At 59.4% G+C, this 20368-nt stretch carries 15 protein-coding genes and 1 tRNA gene; 8 read left to right on the top strand and 8 right to left on the bottom strand.

Features of this window, described 5'->3' with window-relative positions; translation table 11 throughout:
- Nucleotides 1-27: 27 nt before the first annotated feature.
- Nucleotides 28-1203 carry a DUF4861 family protein gene (locus tag BLU78_RS00185; RefSeq protein WP_010258581.1) on the bottom strand — a complete coding sequence of 392 codons (1176 nt, stop codon included), beginning with the start codon at nucleotides 1201-1203 and terminating at the stop codon, nucleotides 28-30.
- 230 nt (nucleotides 1204-1433) lie between these two features.
- Between BLU78_RS00185 and BLU78_RS00180 the strand changes: the two genes are divergently transcribed.
- A tRNA-Ser gene (locus BLU78_RS00180) sits at nucleotides 1434-1525 on the top strand.
- A 51-nt stretch (nucleotides 1526-1576) separates the two neighbouring features.
- Nucleotides 1577-2140, top strand: a complete 564-nt coding sequence (locus tag BLU78_RS00175) for a hypothetical protein (protein WP_052306677.1) — start codon at nucleotides 1577-1579, stop codon at nucleotides 2138-2140.
- Between the two features lie 16 nt (nucleotides 2141-2156).
- Here the strand turns inward: BLU78_RS00175 and BLU78_RS00170 are convergent, their stop codons facing one another.
- The 4 genes from BLU78_RS00170 to BLU78_RS00155 form a co-directional block, all read right to left on the bottom strand.
- Nucleotides 2157-2918 carry a TIGR03915 family putative DNA repair protein gene (locus BLU78_RS00170; RefSeq protein WP_020693625.1) on the bottom strand — a complete coding sequence of 254 codons (762 nt, stop codon included), beginning with the start codon at nucleotides 2916-2918 and terminating at the stop codon, nucleotides 2157-2159.
- Nucleotides 2919-2923: 5 nt separating this feature from the next.
- Nucleotides 2924-4183: a putative DNA modification/repair radical SAM protein gene (locus BLU78_RS00165; protein WP_026020538.1), complete on the bottom strand. Its 1260-nt coding sequence runs from the start codon at nucleotides 4181-4183 to the stop codon at nucleotides 2924-2926.
- A gap of 171 nt (nucleotides 4184-4354) precedes the next feature.
- Nucleotides 4355-4672, bottom strand: a complete 318-nt coding sequence (locus BLU78_RS00160; RefSeq protein WP_010258564.1) for an RNA recognition motif domain-containing protein — start codon at nucleotides 4670-4672, stop codon at nucleotides 4355-4357.
- A 35-nt stretch (nucleotides 4673-4707) separates the two neighbouring features.
- Nucleotides 4708-5154 (bottom strand): cold-shock protein, encoded by a 447-nt coding sequence (locus BLU78_RS00155; protein WP_026020537.1) that lies wholly within the window; start codon nucleotides 5152-5154, stop codon nucleotides 4708-4710.
- A 369-nt stretch (nucleotides 5155-5523) separates the two neighbouring features.
- Between BLU78_RS00155 and BLU78_RS00150 the strand changes: the two genes are divergently transcribed.
- Entirely contained in the window at nucleotides 5524-6783 is a 1260-nt protein-coding gene (locus BLU78_RS00150) for a porin (protein WP_026020536.1), read from the top strand.
- 41 nt (nucleotides 6784-6824) lie between these two features.
- Here BLU78_RS00150 and BLU78_RS00145 read toward each other — a convergent pair whose 3' ends face one another.
- The 3 genes from BLU78_RS00145 to guaB all read right to left on the bottom strand — a co-directional run bounded on the left by BLU78_RS00145 (nucleotide 6825) and on the right by guaB (nucleotide 10603).
- Complete coding sequence (locus BLU78_RS00145) at nucleotides 6825-7319, bottom strand: 3'-5' exonuclease (RefSeq protein ID WP_010258554.1); 495 nt, start codon at nucleotides 7317-7319, stop codon at nucleotides 6825-6827.
- A 262-nt stretch (nucleotides 7320-7581) separates the two neighbouring features.
- Nucleotides 7582-9111, bottom strand: coding sequence for a glutamine-hydrolyzing GMP synthase (gene guaA / locus BLU78_RS00140; RefSeq protein ID WP_010258550.1), 1530 nt, complete (start codon nucleotides 9109-9111; stop codon nucleotides 7582-7584).
- Between the two features lie 13 nt (nucleotides 9112-9124).
- Complete coding sequence (gene guaB, locus BLU78_RS00135; protein ID WP_010258547.1) at nucleotides 9125-10603, bottom strand: IMP dehydrogenase; 1479 nt, start codon at nucleotides 10601-10603, stop codon at nucleotides 9125-9127.
- Between the two features lie 276 nt (nucleotides 10604-10879).
- Here guaB and BLU78_RS00130 point away from each other — a divergent pair, with 276 nt between their 5' ends.
- The 5 genes from BLU78_RS00130 (at nucleotide 10880) to BLU78_RS00110 (ending at nucleotide 20355) form a co-directional block, all read left to right on the top strand.
- On the top strand, nucleotides 10880-13717 hold the full coding sequence (locus tag BLU78_RS00130) for a TonB-dependent receptor (RefSeq protein ID WP_010258544.1): 2838 nt from the start codon (nucleotides 10880-10882) through the stop codon (nucleotides 13715-13717).
- 40 nt (nucleotides 13718-13757) lie between these two features.
- Nucleotides 13758-14954: a DUF4876 domain-containing protein gene (locus tag BLU78_RS00125; RefSeq protein WP_044106053.1), complete on the top strand. Its 1197-nt coding sequence runs from the start codon at nucleotides 13758-13760 to the stop codon at nucleotides 14952-14954.
- A gap of 93 nt (nucleotides 14955-15047) precedes the next feature.
- Nucleotides 15048-16610, top strand: a complete 1563-nt coding sequence (locus BLU78_RS00120) for a DUF6850 family outer membrane beta-barrel protein (protein ID WP_229096482.1) — start codon at nucleotides 15048-15050, stop codon at nucleotides 16608-16610.
- A gap of 23 nt (nucleotides 16611-16633) precedes the next feature.
- The gene (locus BLU78_RS00115; protein ID WP_010258533.1) at nucleotides 16634-18814 is read left to right on the top strand and encodes a HEAT repeat domain-containing protein; all 2181 of its coding nucleotides are present in this window, start codon (nucleotides 16634-16636) and stop codon (nucleotides 18812-18814) included.
- On the top strand, nucleotides 18814-20355 hold the full coding sequence (locus tag BLU78_RS00110) for a thiol protease (RefSeq protein ID WP_010258529.1): 1542 nt from the start codon (nucleotides 18814-18816) through the stop codon (nucleotides 20353-20355). The genes BLU78_RS00115 and BLU78_RS00110 overlap by 1 nt, the downstream gene beginning before the upstream one ends.
- Nucleotides 20356-20368 lie beyond the last annotated feature (13 nt).

Below are 20368 nucleotides of genomic sequence, written 5' to 3'. Positions count from 1 at the left end.
TCGCAGCGGCGAAAACTTTTCCCAAAACTACGGAATCCGCGAGACAATGACCGCCGTGCGGGCCGAACGGACCGATTCCATCAACCCCAGGACACACTCCGTATCGCTGCGTTTTTTGAGCCATTCGCTCTTGCGCCAGATCATTTCGAATACGTAGTCGATGCGCCCGCGGGCGTCGGGCGTGAGCTGGAACAGGTAGCTGGTCTTATCGTCGATCTGCGAGACCACCTGTTTCTGCGGTACGGCGACGGCCAGTCCGACGCTCTCCTTCTCCCATTTCAGGGTGTCGTTCTCGGGGTAATCGCACCCGAAGGCGGCGATCACGTCATTATCCCTGTACACCTTGTTATCCGCCATCTTCATCACGCCCGTCGTGAAGACCAACCCCTTGTAATCGCCCTCGATGCGGTTCTCGACCTGCACGTCGCTGTGCCCGGCATAGAGGATGTAACGCGAAGTCACGGCGATCTCACGGCCGCCGTATTTCCACCCCTCGACCCGCATCTCGACGATCGTGCGGACGGGTCCTTTGGCCAGTATCCGGGCCTCGCGGCGTTTGAAGTCGGCGATGTGGACCATTTTCCTCTTTTCGGCGTCCCAGCCTTTGAGCGTCCCCACGCCCACCGAACCGAAAACCCGCAGGTTGTCGTGTCCGTAACCGGCGGCCAACTGTTCGTCCGAGGGGTACCACATCGTCTCGGCCAACTCCAGCCGGGGGCGTTTCTTGCCATAGGTGTCGATGGTTTGCTTGTTGTCGAAATAGATGCGGTAGGCCGCGTATTCCGACTCGAAGGCCGGACCGTGGTGGTGGAGTTTTTGGTACATGTCGTTCTGCGTCGAGGAGAGCGTATCCGCCGCCCGCAGGCTCTTGTCCGGATTTTTCAGCCACATCTGGGCATGCACGCGGCTTTTGAACACCCGCTTGTCGGGCTCCGAGGAGTAAACCACCCGAAAATCCTGCTGCCCGGAGATGTTGGCCACGAAGACCAGTTCGCCCAGCCGTTTATCCAGTTGGGAGGGAATCTGATGTACGCCTCCGAGCGACACGACGGCGCTCTGGGCCCATTCGGGCACATCCCGGATGACGACCGGGCATTCGGTGCGGAAACCCGTAACCGTTACGCGATAATTGCATTTCTGCGTCTTGGCGCCCAGGGTGCAGACGGCACCGAGGGCCAGCAAAAGAACTAAAATCCGTTTCATGCTGTTTCAGTTTTTCAATGATTCGTTCCAATCCGGCACAACTTCGCACGGCACAGCAAAAAATACCGCGATACAGCGGCACACCATATATAATATACGGCGAAAGAGTTTCAAAGCGAGCCCGGAGATTTGAGGCAAATATATAAATTTTGACCGCAATTCTTTGTATTTACCCAAAAAGATTCTATATTTGCACACCCTTTCGGAGCTAACAGCCGGGAGGCGTGACCGGAGAGGTGGGTGAGTGGCTGAAACCACCGGTTTGCTAAACCGACGTACGGGGCAACCTGTACCACGAGTTCGAATCTCGTCCTCTCCGCCAAGGAATCCTGCAAATAGATGTTTGCGGGATTTTCATTTTCAGACCGTCTTCATGGGCAACCGACTGTTGAATATCATACGCATCTCCGCAACGGCGCTTCTGCTGATGGCGGGGGTATACGGCTATCTCTGTTACGAAAAGACCCGGATCGTCTGGTGGTTGCCCGTTGCCGTGGCCGTCGGCGGAGCCGTGGCTACGATACCCCTCCTTTCCCGACGGTGGAATCGGCTGACAGGGTCCGACGACCGGGATATAAACCGGTTGTGCCATCTGCTCGGAGTCGGGACTGCGCTCTATTTCCTCTTTATGGGCGGCAATTACCTGTTGGCGGACCCGGCATCGGAGTACGGCGAGCAGATTACCGTCACGGAGAAAATCCACAAAGTGCGCCGCCAGCGTTACCGGGTCGGCCATCGTTCGGTGCAAGGCCGGACTTACGAGGTCTTCTATCTGCGGATCGCGTTCGCCGACGGCATGCGCCGGAAGATGCAGGTATCGTCGTCCGTCTACAACTCCTGCCGGGAAAATCACCCGAAAACGGTTACCATGCGGCACGGATTCTTCGGCTTTCCGGTGATCGGGCGTTTCGGCGCCCCGGACAAACAGCAGCGTTAAACCCCGCTTCCGGCATTCACTCCATCTCGGTCAGGTGTTTCCAGTAACGGCGCGGCATCATGCGGCGCTGAAGGCGTTCGTTCGTCCGCTGGGGAATGGCCAGCGCCCGGAAATAGTTTTTCCACAAGAGCTGGAACTGCCGTTCGTCCTCGGCAAGCCACTCGTCGGCGAGTTTGTCGGCGATCATCCCCCGGTCGTCCTCCAGCGTGATGCGGCGCGCCGAAGTGCCGTCGTAATAGTATCCGTAATCGCGTTTGCGGTCGTAGATGAGCCACCGCTGGTCGGCGAAACGGTCGATGAAATAGTCCAACGCCAGCGGCAGGGCGTTGTGCTCGGGCGTCACAGCGGCAAAATAGGTCCCGTCTGCGGCTTTCTGGAGCCGCACGAACTGCTTCATGCGTTCCCGCTCGTGGGAGACCTGAAGCGCCAGCCGGTGCAGGGCCTTCATGTCGGGATCGCCCTGATCGGCGACGACGCCTCCGCCCTCGTCGAAAACACGTCGCAGGCAGCGCAGCATCAGCAGGTCGCCCCCGATCTGCTCCCCATGCCAGGCATAAACGAACATCGAACGGGCGCGGGTGATAAGCCGCCGTTCGAGCCCCCGCCACACGCGGGAGGCATGCGCCTCGTCGGTCACGACATCGTGGACGCGCTCCGTAAAGAGCGGCTCGGGTTCCCCGGGACCGATCAGCGCCTCGGGAAACACGTGCAGCGAATAGGCGTCGAACACGGCCGACAGCAGCCCGTCGAAAGTTTTATCGTAACGAAATACCAGCATGGGCGTCAAAACAGGGTCAACTGGCCCTCATTTTTATCGGATTTACGCCGCTGCGGGGCGGTGAGCAGGCGGCGCACCTGCTCCGGGCGGAGTTCGTTGACACCCTGCCCCATGGCCAGTTCGCGGCAGAGGATGAAATACTGCGCTTTCTTCATCACCACGCCGATCTGCTTCAAAGAGTGCTGCGTCAGCGTCCGGTAGCGGCGCGAAGTGACGATCAGCCGTGCCGATTTGACCCCGATGCCCGGCACGCGCAGCAACATCTCGTAATCGGCGCGGTTGACGTCGACCGGAAAATATTCGGGATGCCGCAGGGCCCAGGCCAGCTTGGGGTCGATCTCCAAATCGAGACGCGGCGTACGCTCGTCGGCGATCTCGTCAGCCCGGAACCCATAGAAACGCATCAGCCAGTCGGCCTGGTAGAGCCGGTTCTCACGCACGAGGGGCGCCTTGTCCAATGCCGGCAGTCGCTTGTCGTAGGGATTAACCGGGATGAAGCCCGAATAGTAGACGCGCTTCATCGTGGGACGGTCATAGAGCGACGACGAAAGCAGCAGAATGTCGCGGTCGCTCTCGTCGGTGGCCCCGACGATCATCTGCGTACTCTGCCCCGCAGGGACAAAGCGGGGCGCATGGCGGAAGCGGGCACGCTCCTCGGCACTTTGCAGCACCCCCTGCTGGATGTAGCTCATCGGGCGGTAGATGCTCTCGTAGTTCTTGTCGGGAGCCAACAGCAGCAGGTTGCGCTCCGTCGGGATTTCGATATTGACGCTCATGCGGTCGGCATAGCGTCCCGCCTCGGCAACCAACTCGGGGCTGGCGCCGGGAATGCTTTTCAGGTGGATGTAGCCGTTGAAGCGGTGGACCGTGCGCAGGTCGCGGACCACGCGGACCATGCGCTCCATCGTGTAGTCGGGATTGCGGACGACGCCCGACGAGAGAAACAGCCCCTCGATGTAGTTGCGGCGGAAAAACTCGATCGTCAGCTCGGTCAGTTCGTCGGGGGTGAACGCGGCGCGCGGGATGTCGTTGCTGCGGCGGTTGATGCAGTAGGCGCAGTCGTAGATGCAGACGTTGGTGAGCATGATCTTCAGCAGCGAGACGCAGCGGCCGTCGGCCGTGAAGGTGTGGCAGATGCCCCACCCCGCCGTGCTGCCCACATCGCCCGGGCGGTTACGGCGCGTGACGCCGCTCGACGCGCACGAGACGTCGTATTTGGCCGATTCGGCCAGCACTTTGAGTTTTTCCAGCACGGTCGCTTTCACGACGGCAAGATATCGCTTTTTTTCGAAAAACACGGGGCTTCGGCCAGCTATTTTCCGCATCTCTCCCGATATCGCTGTGCGTGTGGGAAATAAAAAAGCGAGGCGGTTCGCACCGCCTCGTTCGTATGGGTTAAGGGGATAATCCCCGAAGATCGTTCTTGTCGGACTCGTTTAGAATCTCCGGCCGCGGTTGCCGCCGCCGTAGCCACCGCCGCGGTTGCCGCCGAAACCACCCGAAGGACGCTCCTCACGGGGACGAGCCTCGTTTACGGTGATCGTCTGGCCCTCGAAGTTGGTGCCGTTGAGCTGTTCCATAGCCTTCCGAGCCTGCTCGTCGTCGGGCATTTCGACAAAGCCGAAACCGCGCGAACGACCCGTTTCCCGGTCAGTGATGACGTTGGCCGAAGCGACTTCGCCAAACTGTGCGAATAAATTTCCTAAGCCTTCACTGCTCGTGCCCCAGCTCAGATGCGAAACATAAATGTTCATTCTGCTAAAAAATTAAAATAAAAGTTAAAAAATGCCTATTTGTTGATAATAGCTATCCGTACTGCGTTCATTCCGCGCGTGCCGCGCTCGAGTTCAAAAGTCACCCGGTCGCCTTCGGCGATCCCCGCCGGGGCGTTGGTGATATGGAAAAAGTATTTTTCGCCGTCCGAGGCGTCTTTGATGAAGCCGTATCCCTTCGAAGCGGTGAAATATTCCACCCGTCCGCTCATGGGCTCTTCGTCCTCGATCTCCGACTGACGGGGTACCGAAACCTCGATCTCGGAGATATCGACCTCCTCCCGGGGTTTTACGTCCTCCTGTGAGGTATGAAGCACGCCGTTCTCATCGACATAAGCCAGCATATCCTCGAAGCTGCGGCTGCCGCCGCTCATGCGCTCCTCCTTTTTCTTCTGCTTGTCCTGACGCTTTGTCTGTTTTAGTTTTTCTCTTTCTCGCTTTCCCGATGTAATTCGTTTGGCCATTCAATCTATTTGTTTTTTGCGGATTCGGAAAACAACTGCAATACGCCGCAAACGCATCGCACAGAACAAAAGAGTAAGGGATGAGGTCGATTTTGAGAATTGGGGAAACTGCTATACAGATGCAGTATCAGACACTTGCCAAAGAAGATTCAAAACAAAACTCGATTGTTTTCGGTACAAACATACACATTTTATTCCACAAATCCTATTTTTTCCGTTTTTTCTCACATATCCGGAGTTGCAAAAGCCGTGATTTCAAGTTTATTTCAGATTTCAGCCCCAACTTTGCAGCGGAAACTTCAACACGTGCACATTTTTTGTATTTTTGCCCGGCACGTCCCCGAAAGAAAACAAACAGAGATTCCGATGATGAAAAAATTACCGATCCTGCTCCTGCTCACCGCCTGCTGGTCGCTGGCCGCAGCCCGGGAGCCGCAGCCCCGAACCGCCCAGCCCCGGGCCGAAATCATTACGGCCGATTCGACCTACGAACTGATCGAGCAACTGCGCAACATGCCCAACATCGAGGTCGGCAAGGGCATCACGTTCCGCCCTAAAAACAACTGGTTCGAGCTGACGATGCGTTTCCGGATGCAGAACCTCCTGGCGCTGTCGTTCGACGACGATTTCACGCTCACCAAGACCGACGCCCGCGTCAAACGCCTCCGGCTGCGCTTCGACGGTTACATCTACTCGCCCAAGCTGGTCTACTCGGTCCAGCTGGGATTCACCGGTTACGACACCGAGGTGCTGCCCAACGGGAACATGAACATCGTGCGCGACGCCATCGTCTACTACGTCCCGAGCGCCAAATGGAACATCGGGTTCGGACAGACCAAGATCAAGACCAACCGCGCGCGGATCAACTCGTCGAGCGCCCTGCAGTTCGTCGACCGCAGCATCGTCAACAGCGAGTTCAACCTCGACCGCGATTTCGGATTTTTCGGCGAGTACAACCTCGACCGCAAGAGCGGCTTCGACCTCTCGGCCAAAGGTTCCGTGACGCTCGGCGAAGGCCGCAACTGGGGCAGTTCGTCGAACGAAGGAATGGCCTACACGGGGCGTCTGGAACTCTACCCGCTGGGGCGCTTCTCAGCCAAGGGCGACCTGCTGGAAGGCGATTTCGACTTCGAGGAACGTCCCCGCATCCTGATCGCCGGGGCCTACTCCTACAACCACAAGGCTTCGCGCCTGAAAGGCCAGCGGGGCGCAATCATGCCCGACGACGCCACGCGCAACATAGGTTCCTACTTCGCCGACTTCATCCTCAAATACCGCGGGTTCGCCTTTTACACCGATTATATGGGACGCACCTGCGACGAACCGTTGTTCGACGGCGACCGGAATGCTTTCGTGTACAGCGGGCAGGGCCTCAACATCCAGGCCAGCTACCTGTTCCGGAACAAATGGGAGGTAGCCCTGCGCAACTCGACGCTATTCCCCGAGGAGAAAGTGCAACCGCTGGCCGGATACCGGAACTGGAACCAGACCACGCTGGGTGTCACGCGCTACATCATCGGCCATAGTCTGAAAGTGCAGGCCGACATGTCGTACAACACCCGCAGCCGGTCCGCAGACCCGAATTACAATCGTTGGGAGATCCGTTTCCAGCTGGAGCTGGGGCTTTAATCGAAAAATTCCGGAACTTCGAAGTTCCGGAATTTCTTTATTCAAAGGAGTTTGAGTGCGATCTGCGCGCAGGCTTCGGCATCGGCCAGCGCATGGTGGTGATTTTCCAGTTCGTAGCCGCAGGCGGCGGAAACGGTGTGGAGCTGGTGGTTGGGCAGGCGGCTGCCGAAGATACGCCGCGACGCCCGGCAGGTACAATAGAACGTGTAACCGGGATAAGGCATGCCATAGAGATCGAAGACCGCCTTCAGGCATCCTTCGTCGAAAGGCGAATTGTGCGCCACGAGCGGAAGTCCCTCGATGCGGGGCTCGATTTCGCGCCATACGGAGGCGAAATCGGGGGCCTCGGCCGTATCTTCGTAACGGAGGCCGTGGATGGCCGTGGTGAAATGGCTGTAATAATTGGGACGGGGACGGATCAGGCGGTAGAACGTGTCGGTCACCTCGCCGCCGCGCACGACGACGACACCCACCGAGCAGACGCTCGTGCGCTTTCCGTTGGCCGTTTCAAAATCTATGGCTGCAAAATCTTTCATTCGATCGGGAGCTGTTCGTCCTGCAAATATACGCAATTCGGCGGATCGGCGTACACTCCGAACGTAAAAAAAGCCCCGCTCGGTACAGGCGGGGCCGGTGAAGTTTCAGGGATACGGTTATCAGGTGTGCGAGGTTTCATCCGATCACACCGCAAAATTACCCGCCCGACGTTTCACCGCCGTGACAGGCCGGCGACAATCCTGTGACGAAAGAACCGCATCCGAACGGATGCGGTTCTTTCGTCATACAGCGGGAACACCCCTACTCCCACTCGATCGTTGCGGGCGGTTTCGAGGAGATGTCGTAGACAACGCGGTTGACCCCTTTGACCTTGTTGATGATATCGTTCGAGACATTGGCCAGGAACTCGTAAGGAAGGTGCACCCAGTCGGCTGTCATGCCGTCCGTCGAAGTCACGGCGCGCAGGGCCACGCAACTCTCGTAGGTGCGTTCGTCACCCATCACACCGACGCTCTTTACCGGGAGCAGGACCGCTCCGGCCTGCCATACCTTATCGTACAGCCCGGCGGCGCGCAGCGAGTCGATATAAATCTTATCCACGTTTTGCAGTATCTCGACCTTCTCGGGGGTGATGTCGCCCAGAATGCGGATCGCAAGGCCCGGTCCCGGGAAGGGATGGCGGCCGATCAGCTGTTCGGAAATGCCCAGCGAACGTCCCACGCGGCGCACTTCGTCTTTGAACAGCAGACGCAGCGGCTCGACGATTTTCAGGTTCATCTTTTCAGGAAGTCCGCCTACGTTGTGGTGCGACTTGATCGTGGCCGAAGGGCCGTTGACCGAACACGACTCGATCACGTCCGGATAGATCGTACCCTGGGCCAGCCATTTGACATCCTCGATCTGAATGGCCTCCTCGTTGAATACCTCCACGAAGTCGCGGCCGATGATCTTGCGTTTCCGCTCGGGGTCGGCGACGCCCGCCAGATCGCCCAGGAACTTGGCTCCGGCTTTCACGCCTTTGACGTTCAGGCCCATGTTCTTATACGACTCCAATACGTCCTCGAACTCGTTCTTGCGCAGCAGTCCCGAATCGACGAAGATACAGTAGAGGTTCTTGCCGATGGCCTTGTGCAGCAGCACGGCGGCCACCGACGAATCGACTCCGCCCGAAAGCCCTAACACGACCTTGTCGTCGCCCAGCTTTTCGCGCAGTTCGCGCACGGTGGACTCCACGAAACTCTCCGAGGTCCAGGACTGTTCACAGCCGCAGATACCCACGACGAAGTTTTTCAGCAGTTGCGTGCCGTCGGTCGAGTGGTAGACCTCCGGATGGAACTGAATGCCCCAGGTCTGCTCACCCGCAATGTGATAGGCGGCGACGCGCACATCCCCGGTGCCGGCGATCAGCTTATAATTATCGGGTACGCGCGTGATGGTGTCGCCGTGCGACATCCACACCTGCGTTTTAGCCGGCAGGCCGCACATCAGCGCATCCGACGGGTCGCCGACGGTGAGCATCGCACGGCCGTATTCGCGGCTGGGTGCGGGCTGCACCTCGCCGCCGAAGGCCGAAGCGAGGAACTGGGCTCCGTAGCAGACGCCCAGCAACGGCAGTTTGCCTTTGATGGCCGAAAGGTCGGGAGTCGGTGCCTGGGCGTCCCGCACGGAGTAGGGACTGCCCGAAAGGATCACACCCCGCACCGATGCGTCGAGCGCCGGGATCTTGTTGAAGGGGTGGATTTCGCAATAGACGCTCAGTTCGCGGACACGCCGTGCGATCAGCTGCGTGTACTGCGACCCGAAGTCGAGAATGAGAATTTTTTCCTGCATTATCGTAGGTTGTTTATCGTTCGCTCGAATAGTTGGGCGCCTCGCTCGTAATGGCCACATCGTGCGGATGGCTCTCGTGCATACCCGAAGCCGTGATGCGGACGAACCGCGCCTGCTGCAACGTCGGGATGTCCTTCGCACCGCAGTAGAACATGCCGGCACGAACGCCGCCGATCAGCTGGTAGACCGTCTCGGAGAGGGAACCCTTGAACGGCACGCGGGCAGCGATACCCTCGGGGACGAGCTTGCTGAAGTTGTTTTCGCAGCCCTTCTGGAAATAGCGGTCGGCCGAACCGGCCTTCATGGCGTCGATCGAGCCCATGCCGCGGTAGCTTTTGAACTTACGCCCGTTGTAGATGATCGTCTCGCCCGGAGCCTCCTCCGTACCGGCGAACATCGAACCGATCATCACGCAATCACCGCCCGCAGCCAGCGCTTTCACCAAGTCGCCCGAATAGCGCAAACCGCCGTCGGCGATGATGGGTACACCCGAGGCGGCAGCGGCCGACGCGGCGTCGAAGATGGCCGAAAGCTGGGGAACGCCCACTCCGGCGATGATGCGCGTCGTACAGATCGAACCCGGACCGATGCCGACCTTCACGCCGTCGGCGCCGTTCTCGATCAGGAACATCGCGGCACCGGCCGTAGCCACGTTGCCGGCGACGACATCGAGCGACGGAAACTCGGCTTTGATCTCACGCAGTTTGCGGACCATGGCGATCGAATGGCCGTGTGCGGAGTCGAGCACCACGGCATCGACATCCTCGGCGACCAGCGCACGGACGCGGTCCAGCGCATCGGGCGTAATGCCCACGCCGGCAGCCACGCGAAGACGCCCCTTGGCGTCCTTGCAGGCGTTGGGATGGTCCTGCACCTTGGTAATGTCCTTATAAGTAATAAGCCCCACCAGACGCCCCGCATCGTCCACCACGGGGAGCTTCTCGATCTTGCTGTTGAGCAGGATTTCCGACGCATGCTCGAGTTCGGGATTCCGGGTCGTGATCAGACGGTCGCCGGGAGTCATCACCTCCTCGATACGGCGCGACATGTCGCGCTGGAAACGCAGGTCTCGGTTGGTGACGATGCCGATAAGCATCCTGTCCGAATCGACCACAGGAATACCTCCGATCTTGTTTTCCTTCATCAGATTCAGGGCATCGCCGACGGTGTTCTCCTTGGAGATGGTCACCGGGTCGTAGATCATGCCGTTCTCGGCACGCTTCACCCGGCGCACCTGCGCGGCCTGTTCGGCAATGGACATGTTCTTGTGGATCACGCCGATACCTCCTTCGCGGGCCAGGGCAATGGCCAGCGGCGCCTCGGTGACGGTGTCCATGGCGGCGGACACGATGGGGATGTTGAGCTTGATATTTCGCGAAAAACGGGTCTGAACATTGACCTCTCGCGGCAACACTTCCGAATAGGCGGGTATAAGCAGCACGTCGTCGAAGGTAAGTCCTTCGGGCTGAACCCTTTCATTGATAAAAGACATAATGAACGTGGATTTTTGTTGCTCGCAAAAGTAATCATTTTTTTCGAAACGGCCTAATTTCCGAACCTATCCGCCGATTTTTTTATCAACAAAATGTAAACGCCGCGCCCAAACGGACCGACAACGCCCCGCAAAGGCCCCGAAAGCCGTTCCGAGGCTCCGGCAACGACAAAAAAATACCTTTTTATGGGGATTGCACGTTATGTTTGACGCCCGTAAATTTGCAAAATAATTAAAATCTGCATAGATTTGCGAACAAACAAAGCTATCCAAACGATGATACGCGCCTTCCGACTCCTGAGCATCACGCTCCTCCTTGCCATATACGACGCCCACGCCCAAAAAAGCAGCACACCCCTCTACTCCATCTCGGGGCGGGTTGTGAATGCCGAAACGGGAGAACCCGTGGCGCTGGCCTCTTTCGTGGTCAACAATACGATCGGCGTAGTGACCGACCAGAAGGGTGCATTCCGGCTCGACAAACTCAAAGGCGGCCCCATCACCTACAACGTTTCGTTCCTCGGGTACAGCCCCGTCGAGCGGAAACTGGTCCTCTCGGCCGACATCAAGGACCTCCAAATCGCACTCACGCCGCTGAGCCTCGGATTGGAGGAGGTCGTGGTGACGGCCCAGCCCACCGGTGCGGGCTCCACGTCGAAAATCGGCGAAGAGGCCATCCGCCACATCCAGCCCATGAGCATCGGCGACATGTTCCAGTTGCTTCCGGGCAACCTGTCGGTCAACCCCAACCTGAACGGCGTGGGACAGGCCGCCATCCGTGAGATCGGCTCCAACGCCAACAACGCCTTGGGCGCCGCGGTGATCGTCGACGGAGCCCCGCTCTCGAACGACGGCAACTTGCAGGCCCTCTCGCCCTCGCTCGCGGGAAGCGCCTCGAACCAGTCGCAGAACGGCATGAGCGACCAGACGACGGCCGGCAAAGGCGTCGACCTGCGTTCGGTGTCGCCCGACAACGTGGAGTCAATGGAGGTGATCCGCGGCATTCCGTCGGTCGAATACGGCAACCTGACCTCGGGTGTCGTCATCGTGAAGACCAAAACGGGCTCGACGCCCTGGGAGGCCAAATTCAAGGCCGACCCCTATTCGAAAATGGTGTACGCCGGCAAGGGATTCACGCTCAAAAACGGCAGCGCGATCAACGCGGGCATCGACTGGACGCAGTCGTTCGGCGATACGCGCAAGCGTTATCTGGGTTACGACCGCATCACCGCGACGCTGGGTTACTCGAAAAGTTTCGACGTAGCGGGACGCCCCATGCTCCTGCGCCTCAACGGCTCGTTCTACTCGAACGTCAACAACAGCAAGACCGACCCGCAGATGCAGGTCACGAGCAGCACCTTTAAGAATAAGAGCATCGGCGCACGTCTGAACGCCGAAGGCAGTTGGAAAATCAACGGAGCCGCGCTTACGGCCCTCGAATACGGCTTCATGGTATCGCAGGCCTACCAGAGCGACCAGCTGCACGACTACATCGCTTCGGCCAGCAGCGTGGTCACCAACACGCTCAAACCCGGTGTCGGACTGGGTACGTTCCTCCCGTCGTCGTACTATTCGGACTATGAAATAGAAGGTAAGCCGCTGAGCGTTTATCTACAAGTAAAGGCCAACAAGATCATCCAACTCGGAGGGGGGGGGAATTTTACCAATCTCCGGGCCGGAGTCGACTGGCGGTATGACGCCAATTACGGCGGCGGGCTGATCTTCGACATCCGGCAACCGCCGCAGAACACATCCAGCCAAGCACTGCGTCCCCGGTCGTTCCGGGATGTTCCGGCGCTGAACAACCTCGCCTTCTTCTTTGAAGACAGGCTCAATCTCAAAATCGGGGGAACGTCGCTCGCCCTGCAGGCCGGTGTGCGCCTGACGAACATGTTCCTCGATCCGCAGGCCAGGCAGGACGACATCTTCGTCGCCGAGCCGCGTGTCAACCTCAACTATTCGCTGTACGAAGGGCCCAGGGCGGCCGTCGCCGTCACGGGCGGTTGGGGCCTCTCCTACAAGATGCCCACGCTGCTCTACCTCTACCCCGACGACGCCTATTTCGACCGGGTCAGCCTGGCCAAAATCTCCAACACGGACCCGACGGGAACGCTGGGTGTCATGACCACCGACATCCTGACCGATCTGGCGAATCCCAACCTCAAGCCCGCCCGCAGCCGCAAGTACGAGGCCGGACTTTCGTTCCGGCTGGGGCGCGTGCGCGGTATGGTGACCTATTTCCGCGAGAAGCACACCAACGAATTCGGCTTCTCGACGACACCCCACTACATGCACTACGAAACCTACGACGTACCGTCGGAGGCCACCGATCTCCGGTTCGACAACGGCAAGGTGACATACACCGACGAGTCAGGCCGCACCGTCGAGGCCGCAACGAAAAAGGAGGACTACATCGCCACCTATTACCGCCCCACCAACAATTCGCGCACCGAGAAACAAGGCGTCGAGTACAGTTTCGACCTCGGAAGCTGGCGCGCCCTGCGCACTTCGCTGATCATCGACGGAGCGTGGTTCCATATCAGGCGCACCGACGAGCAGGAATACTATTCGAAGATCAACGAGACCTACGACTACATCCGCCTTATGCCGGCCGGAAGCGGCACGCTGCAAAACCGCGTGAACACCAATTTCCGCTTCATCACCCACATCCCGCAACTGAAACTGGTCTTCTCGACGACCATGCAGGTCGTCTGGTACGAAAGCCAGCAGAACGTCTGGCAGGACGGCAGCGGCAACGACCTGTTCAGCCTTTCCGAAGACGGGAAGTTCATGCAGGTCATGCCCGTCGGGTTCTACGACAAGCAGGGCAACTACACAGCCTGGCAAAAGGGATTCGAGGGGCGTCCGGAATACTCCCAGATGGTCGGCAAGTCCCTCGCGACCGCCTACGACCGGGAAACGTTCCGCCCGTGGGTGATGTTCAACTTCCGCCTGACGAAGGAGATCGGGCGCGTCGCCGAACTTTCGTTCACGGCCAACAATTTCACGCGCACCTCCCGCTGGCACTATTACGACACCCGCACGGGTTACAAGCAGATTTACCCCGACATGTATTTCGGTGCCGAGCTGAAACTGCGTATCGGCAGCAGATAACTCAAAAAATCACCATTTGTATCATAAAAACCAGGAAACGATGAAAAGGACGAACTTATTGGCAAAGGCCGGGCTGCTCTTCGCAGCAAGCGCCACCCTGCTGTTCGCAAGCTGCGACAACGGCAACGACGACGACGGAGGCGACAACGGATCGAAAAAACTCCAACTGACGGTCAACCTGACCGCTCCCACGGGATATGAAGCATCACAGCTGCCGGCCATGACCGTGACGGCCGTGAACTCCGACAAGGAGCTGACCTATACCGAAACCACTGCCGCCGGCGCAACGTCGGTCACGTTCGAGGTGTCGTCGGGACAGTACCAGATCACCGCGACGGGCCGCTATTCGACGACCATCACTTTCACCGGCGCCGCGACGGCCGACGTGTTCGACAACAAGAGCGCTGCGGTGACCCTGACCGAGGTCAACAAATCACCGCTCGTATTCAAAGAGGTGTACTCGACCTCATACAATTACAAACTGAACGATACCTATATGGAAATCGTCAACAATTCGGACGAGGTACAATATCTCGACCAGGTGATTATCGGCGCAATGACCGTTTTGGCCAAACCGAACCCCTGGGTGGACGCCTCCGGCACACAGCTCGACAAATACCCGCTTTACGGCATCGTAGCCGCCTTCCCCGGCACGGGTAAAGAGCACCCGCTGCAACCGGGCGAAAGCGTGGTCGTCGCCAACGATGCCAAAGACTGGTCGGCCGACGGCGCCGCCAACCTCGCCAATGCCGATTGGGAGTGCTACGTTCCCGACGCAGGCCAGGCAGACGCCGACTACGACGCTCCCAACCTCGAAATCGTTTACAACCTCGAAAACCAGCGCCGTCTGGGCCCGGGCTTCTTCGGCGGGGGTCTGGTTCTGGCCAAACTGCCCGAAGGCATGACTCCCTCGCAGTTCGCCGCCAACTCGGACAACTTCATGACCGAACCGAACAAAGTAGACGCAACGCAACTCTATTTCATGCTTCCCAGCGAATACCTGCTCGACGCCGTTGAAATGTACGACGCTACGGAAAGCACCCATTATCACACATTGCTGGCTCGCGACGACGCCGGATTCGCCGCTGTCTCGGGATTCTCGGGCAAGAGCATCCGCCGCAAGGTTACCAAAGTCGAGGGAGGACGCGCCTACTATCAGGACACCAACAACACGACGAACGATTTCCTGACGGAGCAGCCGCTTACCCCCGGCGTACACCCCACGCAGGCGGACTAAGTCCGGAATCCGATTCCGCAATCACGACCGAAACGGTGCCGTCGAAAAGCGCCGTTTCGGTTTTACGACACCACACCTAACGCATTTCTTACGATGAAAAGATACCCGGGTACCGCATTGTGCGCATTGCTGCTCTTCGGCGGCGGAACGCTTCGTGCCCAGCAGAAGGCGCAACTTCCCGTCTATCAGGAAATAGAGCGCTCCGGAAACCTCTATTCCCGGAGCCACAACCCCTCGGCGCTGTGGTTCTCGCCCGTCGGGAACCTGCTCGACTTCCATGCGGATTACGACATCCGCCGGGGCGACCTGCACGATGTGGACGAATCCTCGAAGATCAACGCCTTCGGAGTCGGAATCTCCGGACAGCAGCGGTTCAACAAGGTGATCTGCTCCGGAAGCATCGCCTACAACGACGGCAAGGAGTATGCCCGGCGCTGGAACTCGACGCTTCAGATCGCCGACGACAATCCTTTCATCCTCGGCGATTCGATCCCGTCGGATTTCAACACCCAGCGCTTCAACCTGAGCGGAACGGTGGCCTACAAGCCGCTGGAACGGCTGATACTCGCTCTGAAGCTCGACTACAACACCGGCAGTTCGGCCAACCAGACCGACCCGCGCCCCAAGACCGACGGCATGCATTTCGTCATCACGCCCGGTGTCCAATATCTGATGGGCGGCGGATTTTCGCTGGGACTCTCGGGCGGATTCGACCTGATGAGCGAGTCGATCTCGCACGAGGTCATCGACCCGCGCGAATCCTACGTCTATTTCCGTTTCAACGGGCTGGGCGATTACAGCACGATCTCGACCGGCACGTCGCTATCCTATCCGCGCAACTACACCGGCACGGAGTACACCGGAGCCCTGCAATTCGCCTGGGACGGCGGCCGGGGCTTCGCCAACCTGCTCGAAGCTACCTATGCGTCGAGCACACAGGAGGCCCGTGACGGAGGCGCCGCTTTCACGTTCCTCGGCGGCGACTATTCGCGCACGAGTTTCGGCGTCAGCGACCGCCTGCGTTTCGGCAACTCCCGGCGCACGCACAACGTCATCGTCGGATGGGACCACAAGCGCGTGGAAGGTATCTGGTACGAACAAACCGCCTACGTAGACCCCGACAAGAACAACCAGCTCTCCTACAAAGTGCAGGCTTCGGGGCTGAAAAACAAGGAGACCGTTTCGGTCTTCCGGGCCGAATACCGTTTCGACAAGCTCCGCGACGGGCTTCCGACCTTTGCACTGCACGCCGCAGGACGGTATGAGGATTCGGAAACGACCCACTTCGAGGGGGACGGCTACAACCGAAGCTACACCCGCATCATCGGGTCGGTCGAGGCATCGAAATTCTTCGCATTCGGCCGCAATCGGATCACGGCGACGCTCGGCGTGCGGGGAGCCGCTCCGATCACCTCCTCGCAGCACGTGCAGGACCGCATCAAGCAGGCATACACCAACCCGGCATTCGAATACATCACCGCAACCTGGATCGGCGGCAACGCGGCAGTCCGCTACCGCCGCCTTTTCGGAAAACTGTGGGCCGGACTCTATGCCGAAGCTTCACTGAAACGTTACATCGGGGAGGGTAACTACACCGACCTGCTCGAAGGTACCGACAGCCGACGGTTCACGTTCGGCGTGGAAATTCTTTTCTGACACACAAAACAGCCTTTTCATTCATGCAAACATTCAAGAAAATACTCCTCGCGGCAGCGGCGGTGACAATCGCTTCCGCACAACTTTTTGCGGCTTCGCCCCGCCGCGGCTTCGCCGTGGTGATCGACGCCCGGAGCTATGAAGAAGCCCGCCGGCAGGTCGACGATTACGCCGCCGAAATCGGGAAAAGCGGCCTGGAAGTGCATTTCGTCATCGACCGCACGGGACAGCCCGACTCGCTCCGGCAGGTGCTCCGGCAGCTCTGGGAGCAGCCGAAAGCCCCGATCGAGGGAGCCGTGCTCATCGGCGACATTCCGGTAGTGATGGTACGTGACGCCCAGCACCTCACGAGCGCTTTCAAAATGGACCAGGTGGCGTTCGACCGCTGGCAGTCGTCGGTTCCCACCGACCGTTTCTACGACGATTTCAGCCTCGAATTCGCCCCGCTGGGACGCGACAGCATCCACCCCGGATGTTTTTACTATTCGCTGACCGCCGAATCGGCCCAGCAGACCCGTCCCGACATCTATTCGGGCCGCATCCGCCCCACCGATTGCAGCGGAACCTCGCGTTATGAGAAACTGCGCAGCTATCTGGAGAAGGTCGTGGAGGCCAAACGCAATCCCGAACCGGTCGACCAGATTCTCTTTTTCAGCGGCAACGGCTTCATCTCGGAGTCGATGGTGGCCCGCATCGACGAAAAGGCAACGCTGTTCGAACACTTCCCGTGGCTCGAACGGCAGCGCAACGGCATCAGCTACATAGACCACAAGCGCGACGCGCACATCAAACCGCGGCTGATGAACGAGATGCAGCGCCGCGACCTCGACTTCGCCGTCCTGCACCACCACGGCGACTGGGACACGGAGTACCTGAACAACCTGCCGATGACCAACGACACCAAGCAGCAGATTGCACAGATCAAAATGTACCTGCGGGAGTCGATGCGCCACGCCATTTCGCACGACATCCCGGCCGACAGCGCCCGGGCGCGCATCACGCGCCGCTACGGAGAGTTTCCCGACGCATGGTTCGCAGGCGCCGACGATCCGAAGACCCGGGCCGCGGATTCCCTATACCTCTGGGACCTGGACCTCTACCTTTCGGATTTCGGCCGTTACACGCCCGAATGCCGCGTCGTGTCGCTCGACGCCTGCTTCAACGGCTCGTTCCACCGCGACAGCAGCATCGCCAACGCCTACATTTTCAGCCCGGGACGCACCGTCGCCGTGCTGGCCAACTCGGTGAACGTATTGCAGGACAAATGGGTGGATCGTTATGTGGGCCTCACGGGACTGGGCATGAGCGTCGGCAACCTGGCCAAATACGCCCCCTATCTGGAACAACACCTGATCGGCGACCCGACCTTCCGCTTCGCGTCGGCTGACAAACGGATCGACGTGGACGAACTGCTCCGGCAGGACAGCCCCGCAGCGTGGAAACGGCTCCTTGCAGACAACCGCTACCCCGCCCTGCAAGCGCTGGCCGTCGAAAAGCTCTTCCGTCGCGGCGACCTGTCGTCGGCGGACCTGCTGCGTATCTTCCGCGAAAGCGACAGCCACCAGCTGCGCATGCAGGCGTTCGTCAACCTCTCGGAGTGCCGCGACGACAACTTCATCGAAGCCATCGCACTCGGCATGTCCGACAATTATGAAATGGTCGAGCGCTTCGCCGCCAACATGCTCGCCAAGAGCGGCGACGAACGGCTCATTCCGGCGATGATCGCCGCCGCGATCCGCAACAACACCTCCGAACGCGTGGAGTTCTCGCTCAAACAGGCGATGCCGATGTTCGACGGCGAGAAACTGATCGCCGAATTCGAACGGCAGTTCCCCGCGACCAACTACATCGACTCCGAAACGGTGCACAGGCTGATCCGCCACTCCATCGAAGTCAATGCAAAGCGCTGGACCGCCTCGATGAAGTCGGTCATGGACCCCGAGCGGACGAAAAAGAGCCGCATGCAGGACATCCGTTCGATGCGCAACTACTACGTGCATTTCATGGTCCCCGAACTGCTGGATTACCTACGCAAGAGCGACGATCCGGAAGTTCAGCAGGCCATGCTGGAGGCTTTCGGCTGGTTCACGCTCTCGGTGCGCCGCGACGAGATCGCCCGCACGGCCCTCGACATGAGCCGCGACGAATCGCTCGCCCCCGCAGTGCGCAACGAGGCGCTGAAAACCTATAACCGACTGAAATAATGAAACGTATCCTATCCCTGCTCCTGTTCGCAGCGGCGGGACATCTGGCGACGGCACAGCCCACCCGGACCTACGAGGTTCCGAAGCTGACCGACGAGGTGCGGGCCATCCGCGCGGCGGCCGCCTCGTGGGCGCCGTCGAAACCCCTCGAAGGCTCCCTGCCCGCGAGCGTGGACAACTCGAAACTCAAATACTTCCCGAAGGTATTCGATCAGAAAGGCGGCTCCTGCGCCCAGTCGTCGGGCATCCGCTACCTGTTCACCTACGAGATCAACCGGTTGCTGGACCGCGACGCCCAAGCCTCGGATGCCAATACATTCAGCTACTTCTACACCTGGAATTTCCTGAACGACGGCATCGATCAGGGCGGATTCGCCGAGCAGGGGCTCAACATCGCCCGGCAGCAGGGGGCCATGTCGCTGGCCGACTTCCCCGACCCTTCGAGCTATTTCTCGTTCAAATGGGCGAGCGGCTACGACAAATACACCCGGGCGATGCAGAACCGCGTGAAGGAGATCATCTCGTTCGAGGTGACCTCGCAGGAGGGCATCGACCTCGCCCGCCGCTACCTCTACGACGCCGGCGACGGCAGCGCCCACGGCGGCATCCTCTCCTATTCGGCGCTGGCCACCGGATGGACCTTCGACACGAATTATTCGGGGCCGTCGGAAACGGGCTACACCTACATGCTGACGAAACTCGCCACGGACGGGGCACACGCCATGACCATCGTCGGCTACGACGACACGGTGGAGTTCTCCAAGGACGGCCAGACCCACAAGGGAGCCTTCATCGTCGTGAACTCCTACGGAACGTGGTGGGGCGACGACGGCCGTTACTACCTGCCCTACTATTTCTTTTTGCAGGACCGCCCGTCGCAAACCCTGAGCCACGACGTCACGGGATGCAGCTGCACGGTACATTCCCCGCAGGTGGTATTCCGTGTAAAAGTGACCTACGACTCGCGCAACGACCTCGCTTTCACAATGGGCGTGGCCGACAAACCCTACGCCACGACGCCGACCGTCACGCTCAAATCGGCCATCGCGGCCAATCAGGGCGGCGACCACCCCATGCAGGGAGAGTACAGCGACGACAACAGCATCGAACTCGCGTTCGATTTCACGGAAGCGGTGCCCAAATACGCCTCCTACACCGAACCGAAATACTTCCTGACGATCACCCGCTCGGAAATCGGCAAAGTCGGCAGCGGTGTGGTCAACGCCTTTTCGGTGATCGACTACCGGGATGCCGCCGGCCCGAAGGAGTATGTCTGCGACCTTCCGCAACCTATCGTGCTGGAAAAGGGCGCGAATCTCTTTGCGGCCGCCACGACCGCCCTCAAAACCACCTCGGCCTCAGCCATACAGTGGCTCGACAACCTCTGGGCCCCCTACACGGCGCCTTACGTGATACGCACGGCAAGCGGCAAGTACGCCAAGTTCGAAGTCACGAACTACGACCGGGGAGCGGGCCGGGTGACGATCAAGTATCTCTATCAGGGCGACGGCACCCGCAATCTTAACAGTTTAACGGATTGACGACGATGAAAAC

Origin of the sequence: Alistipes timonensis JC136 (assembly GCF_900107675.1) — a bacterium.
In the GTDB taxonomy this organism is placed as follows: Bacteria; Bacteroidota; Bacteroidia; order Bacteroidales; family Rikenellaceae; genus Alistipes; species Alistipes timonensis.
Note: the sequence above shows the minus strand (reverse complement) of the source record. Positions and strands in the feature narration are given on the sequence as shown.

What these genes read in the sequence shown, in the direction of transcription:
- BLU78_RS00185 (WP_010258581.1), bottom strand. Translation starts at nt 1,203, where the DNA reads ATGAAACGGATTTTAGTTCTTTTGCTGGCCCTCGGTGCCGTCTGCACC.
- BLU78_RS00175 (WP_052306677.1), top strand. Translation starts at nt 1,577, where the DNA reads ATGGGCAACCGACTGTTGAATATCATACGCATCTCCGCAACGGCGCTT.
- BLU78_RS00170 (WP_020693625.1), bottom strand. Translation starts at nt 2,918, where the DNA reads ATGCTGGTATTTCGTTACGATAAAACTTTCGACGGGCTGCTGTCGGCC.
- BLU78_RS00160 (WP_010258564.1), bottom strand. Translation starts at nt 4,672, where the DNA reads ATGAACATTTATGTTTCGCATCTGAGCTGGGGCACGAGCAGTGAAGGC.
- BLU78_RS00155 (WP_026020537.1), bottom strand. Translation starts at nt 5,154, where the DNA reads ATGGCCAAACGAATTACATCGGGAAAGCGAGAAAGAGAAAAACTAAAA.
- BLU78_RS00150 (WP_026020536.1), top strand. Translation starts at nt 5,524, where the DNA reads ATGAAAAAATTACCGATCCTGCTCCTGCTCACCGCCTGCTGGTCGCTG.
- BLU78_RS00145 (WP_010258554.1), bottom strand. Translation starts at nt 7,319, where the DNA reads ATGAAAGATTTTGCAGCCATAGATTTTGAAACGGCCAACGGAAAGCGC.
- guaA (WP_010258550.1), bottom strand. Translation starts at nt 9,111, where the DNA reads ATGCAGGAAAAAATTCTCATTCTCGACTTCGGGTCGCAGTACACGCAG.
- guaB (WP_010258547.1), bottom strand. Translation starts at nt 10,603, where the DNA reads ATGTCTTTTATCAATGAAAGGGTTCAGCCCGAAGGACTTACCTTCGAC.
- BLU78_RS00130 (WP_010258544.1), top strand. Translation starts at nt 10,880, where the DNA reads ATGATACGCGCCTTCCGACTCCTGAGCATCACGCTCCTCCTTGCCATA.
- BLU78_RS00125 (WP_044106053.1), top strand. Translation starts at nt 13,758, where the DNA reads ATGAAAAGGACGAACTTATTGGCAAAGGCCGGGCTGCTCTTCGCAGCA.
- BLU78_RS00120 (WP_229096482.1), top strand. Translation starts at nt 15,048, where the DNA reads ATGAAAAGATACCCGGGTACCGCATTGTGCGCATTGCTGCTCTTCGGC.
- BLU78_RS00115 (WP_010258533.1), top strand. Translation starts at nt 16,634, where the DNA reads ATGCAAACATTCAAGAAAATACTCCTCGCGGCAGCGGCGGTGACAATC.
- BLU78_RS00110 (WP_010258529.1), top strand. Translation starts at nt 18,814, where the DNA reads ATGAAACGTATCCTATCCCTGCTCCTGTTCGCAGCGGCGGGACATCTG.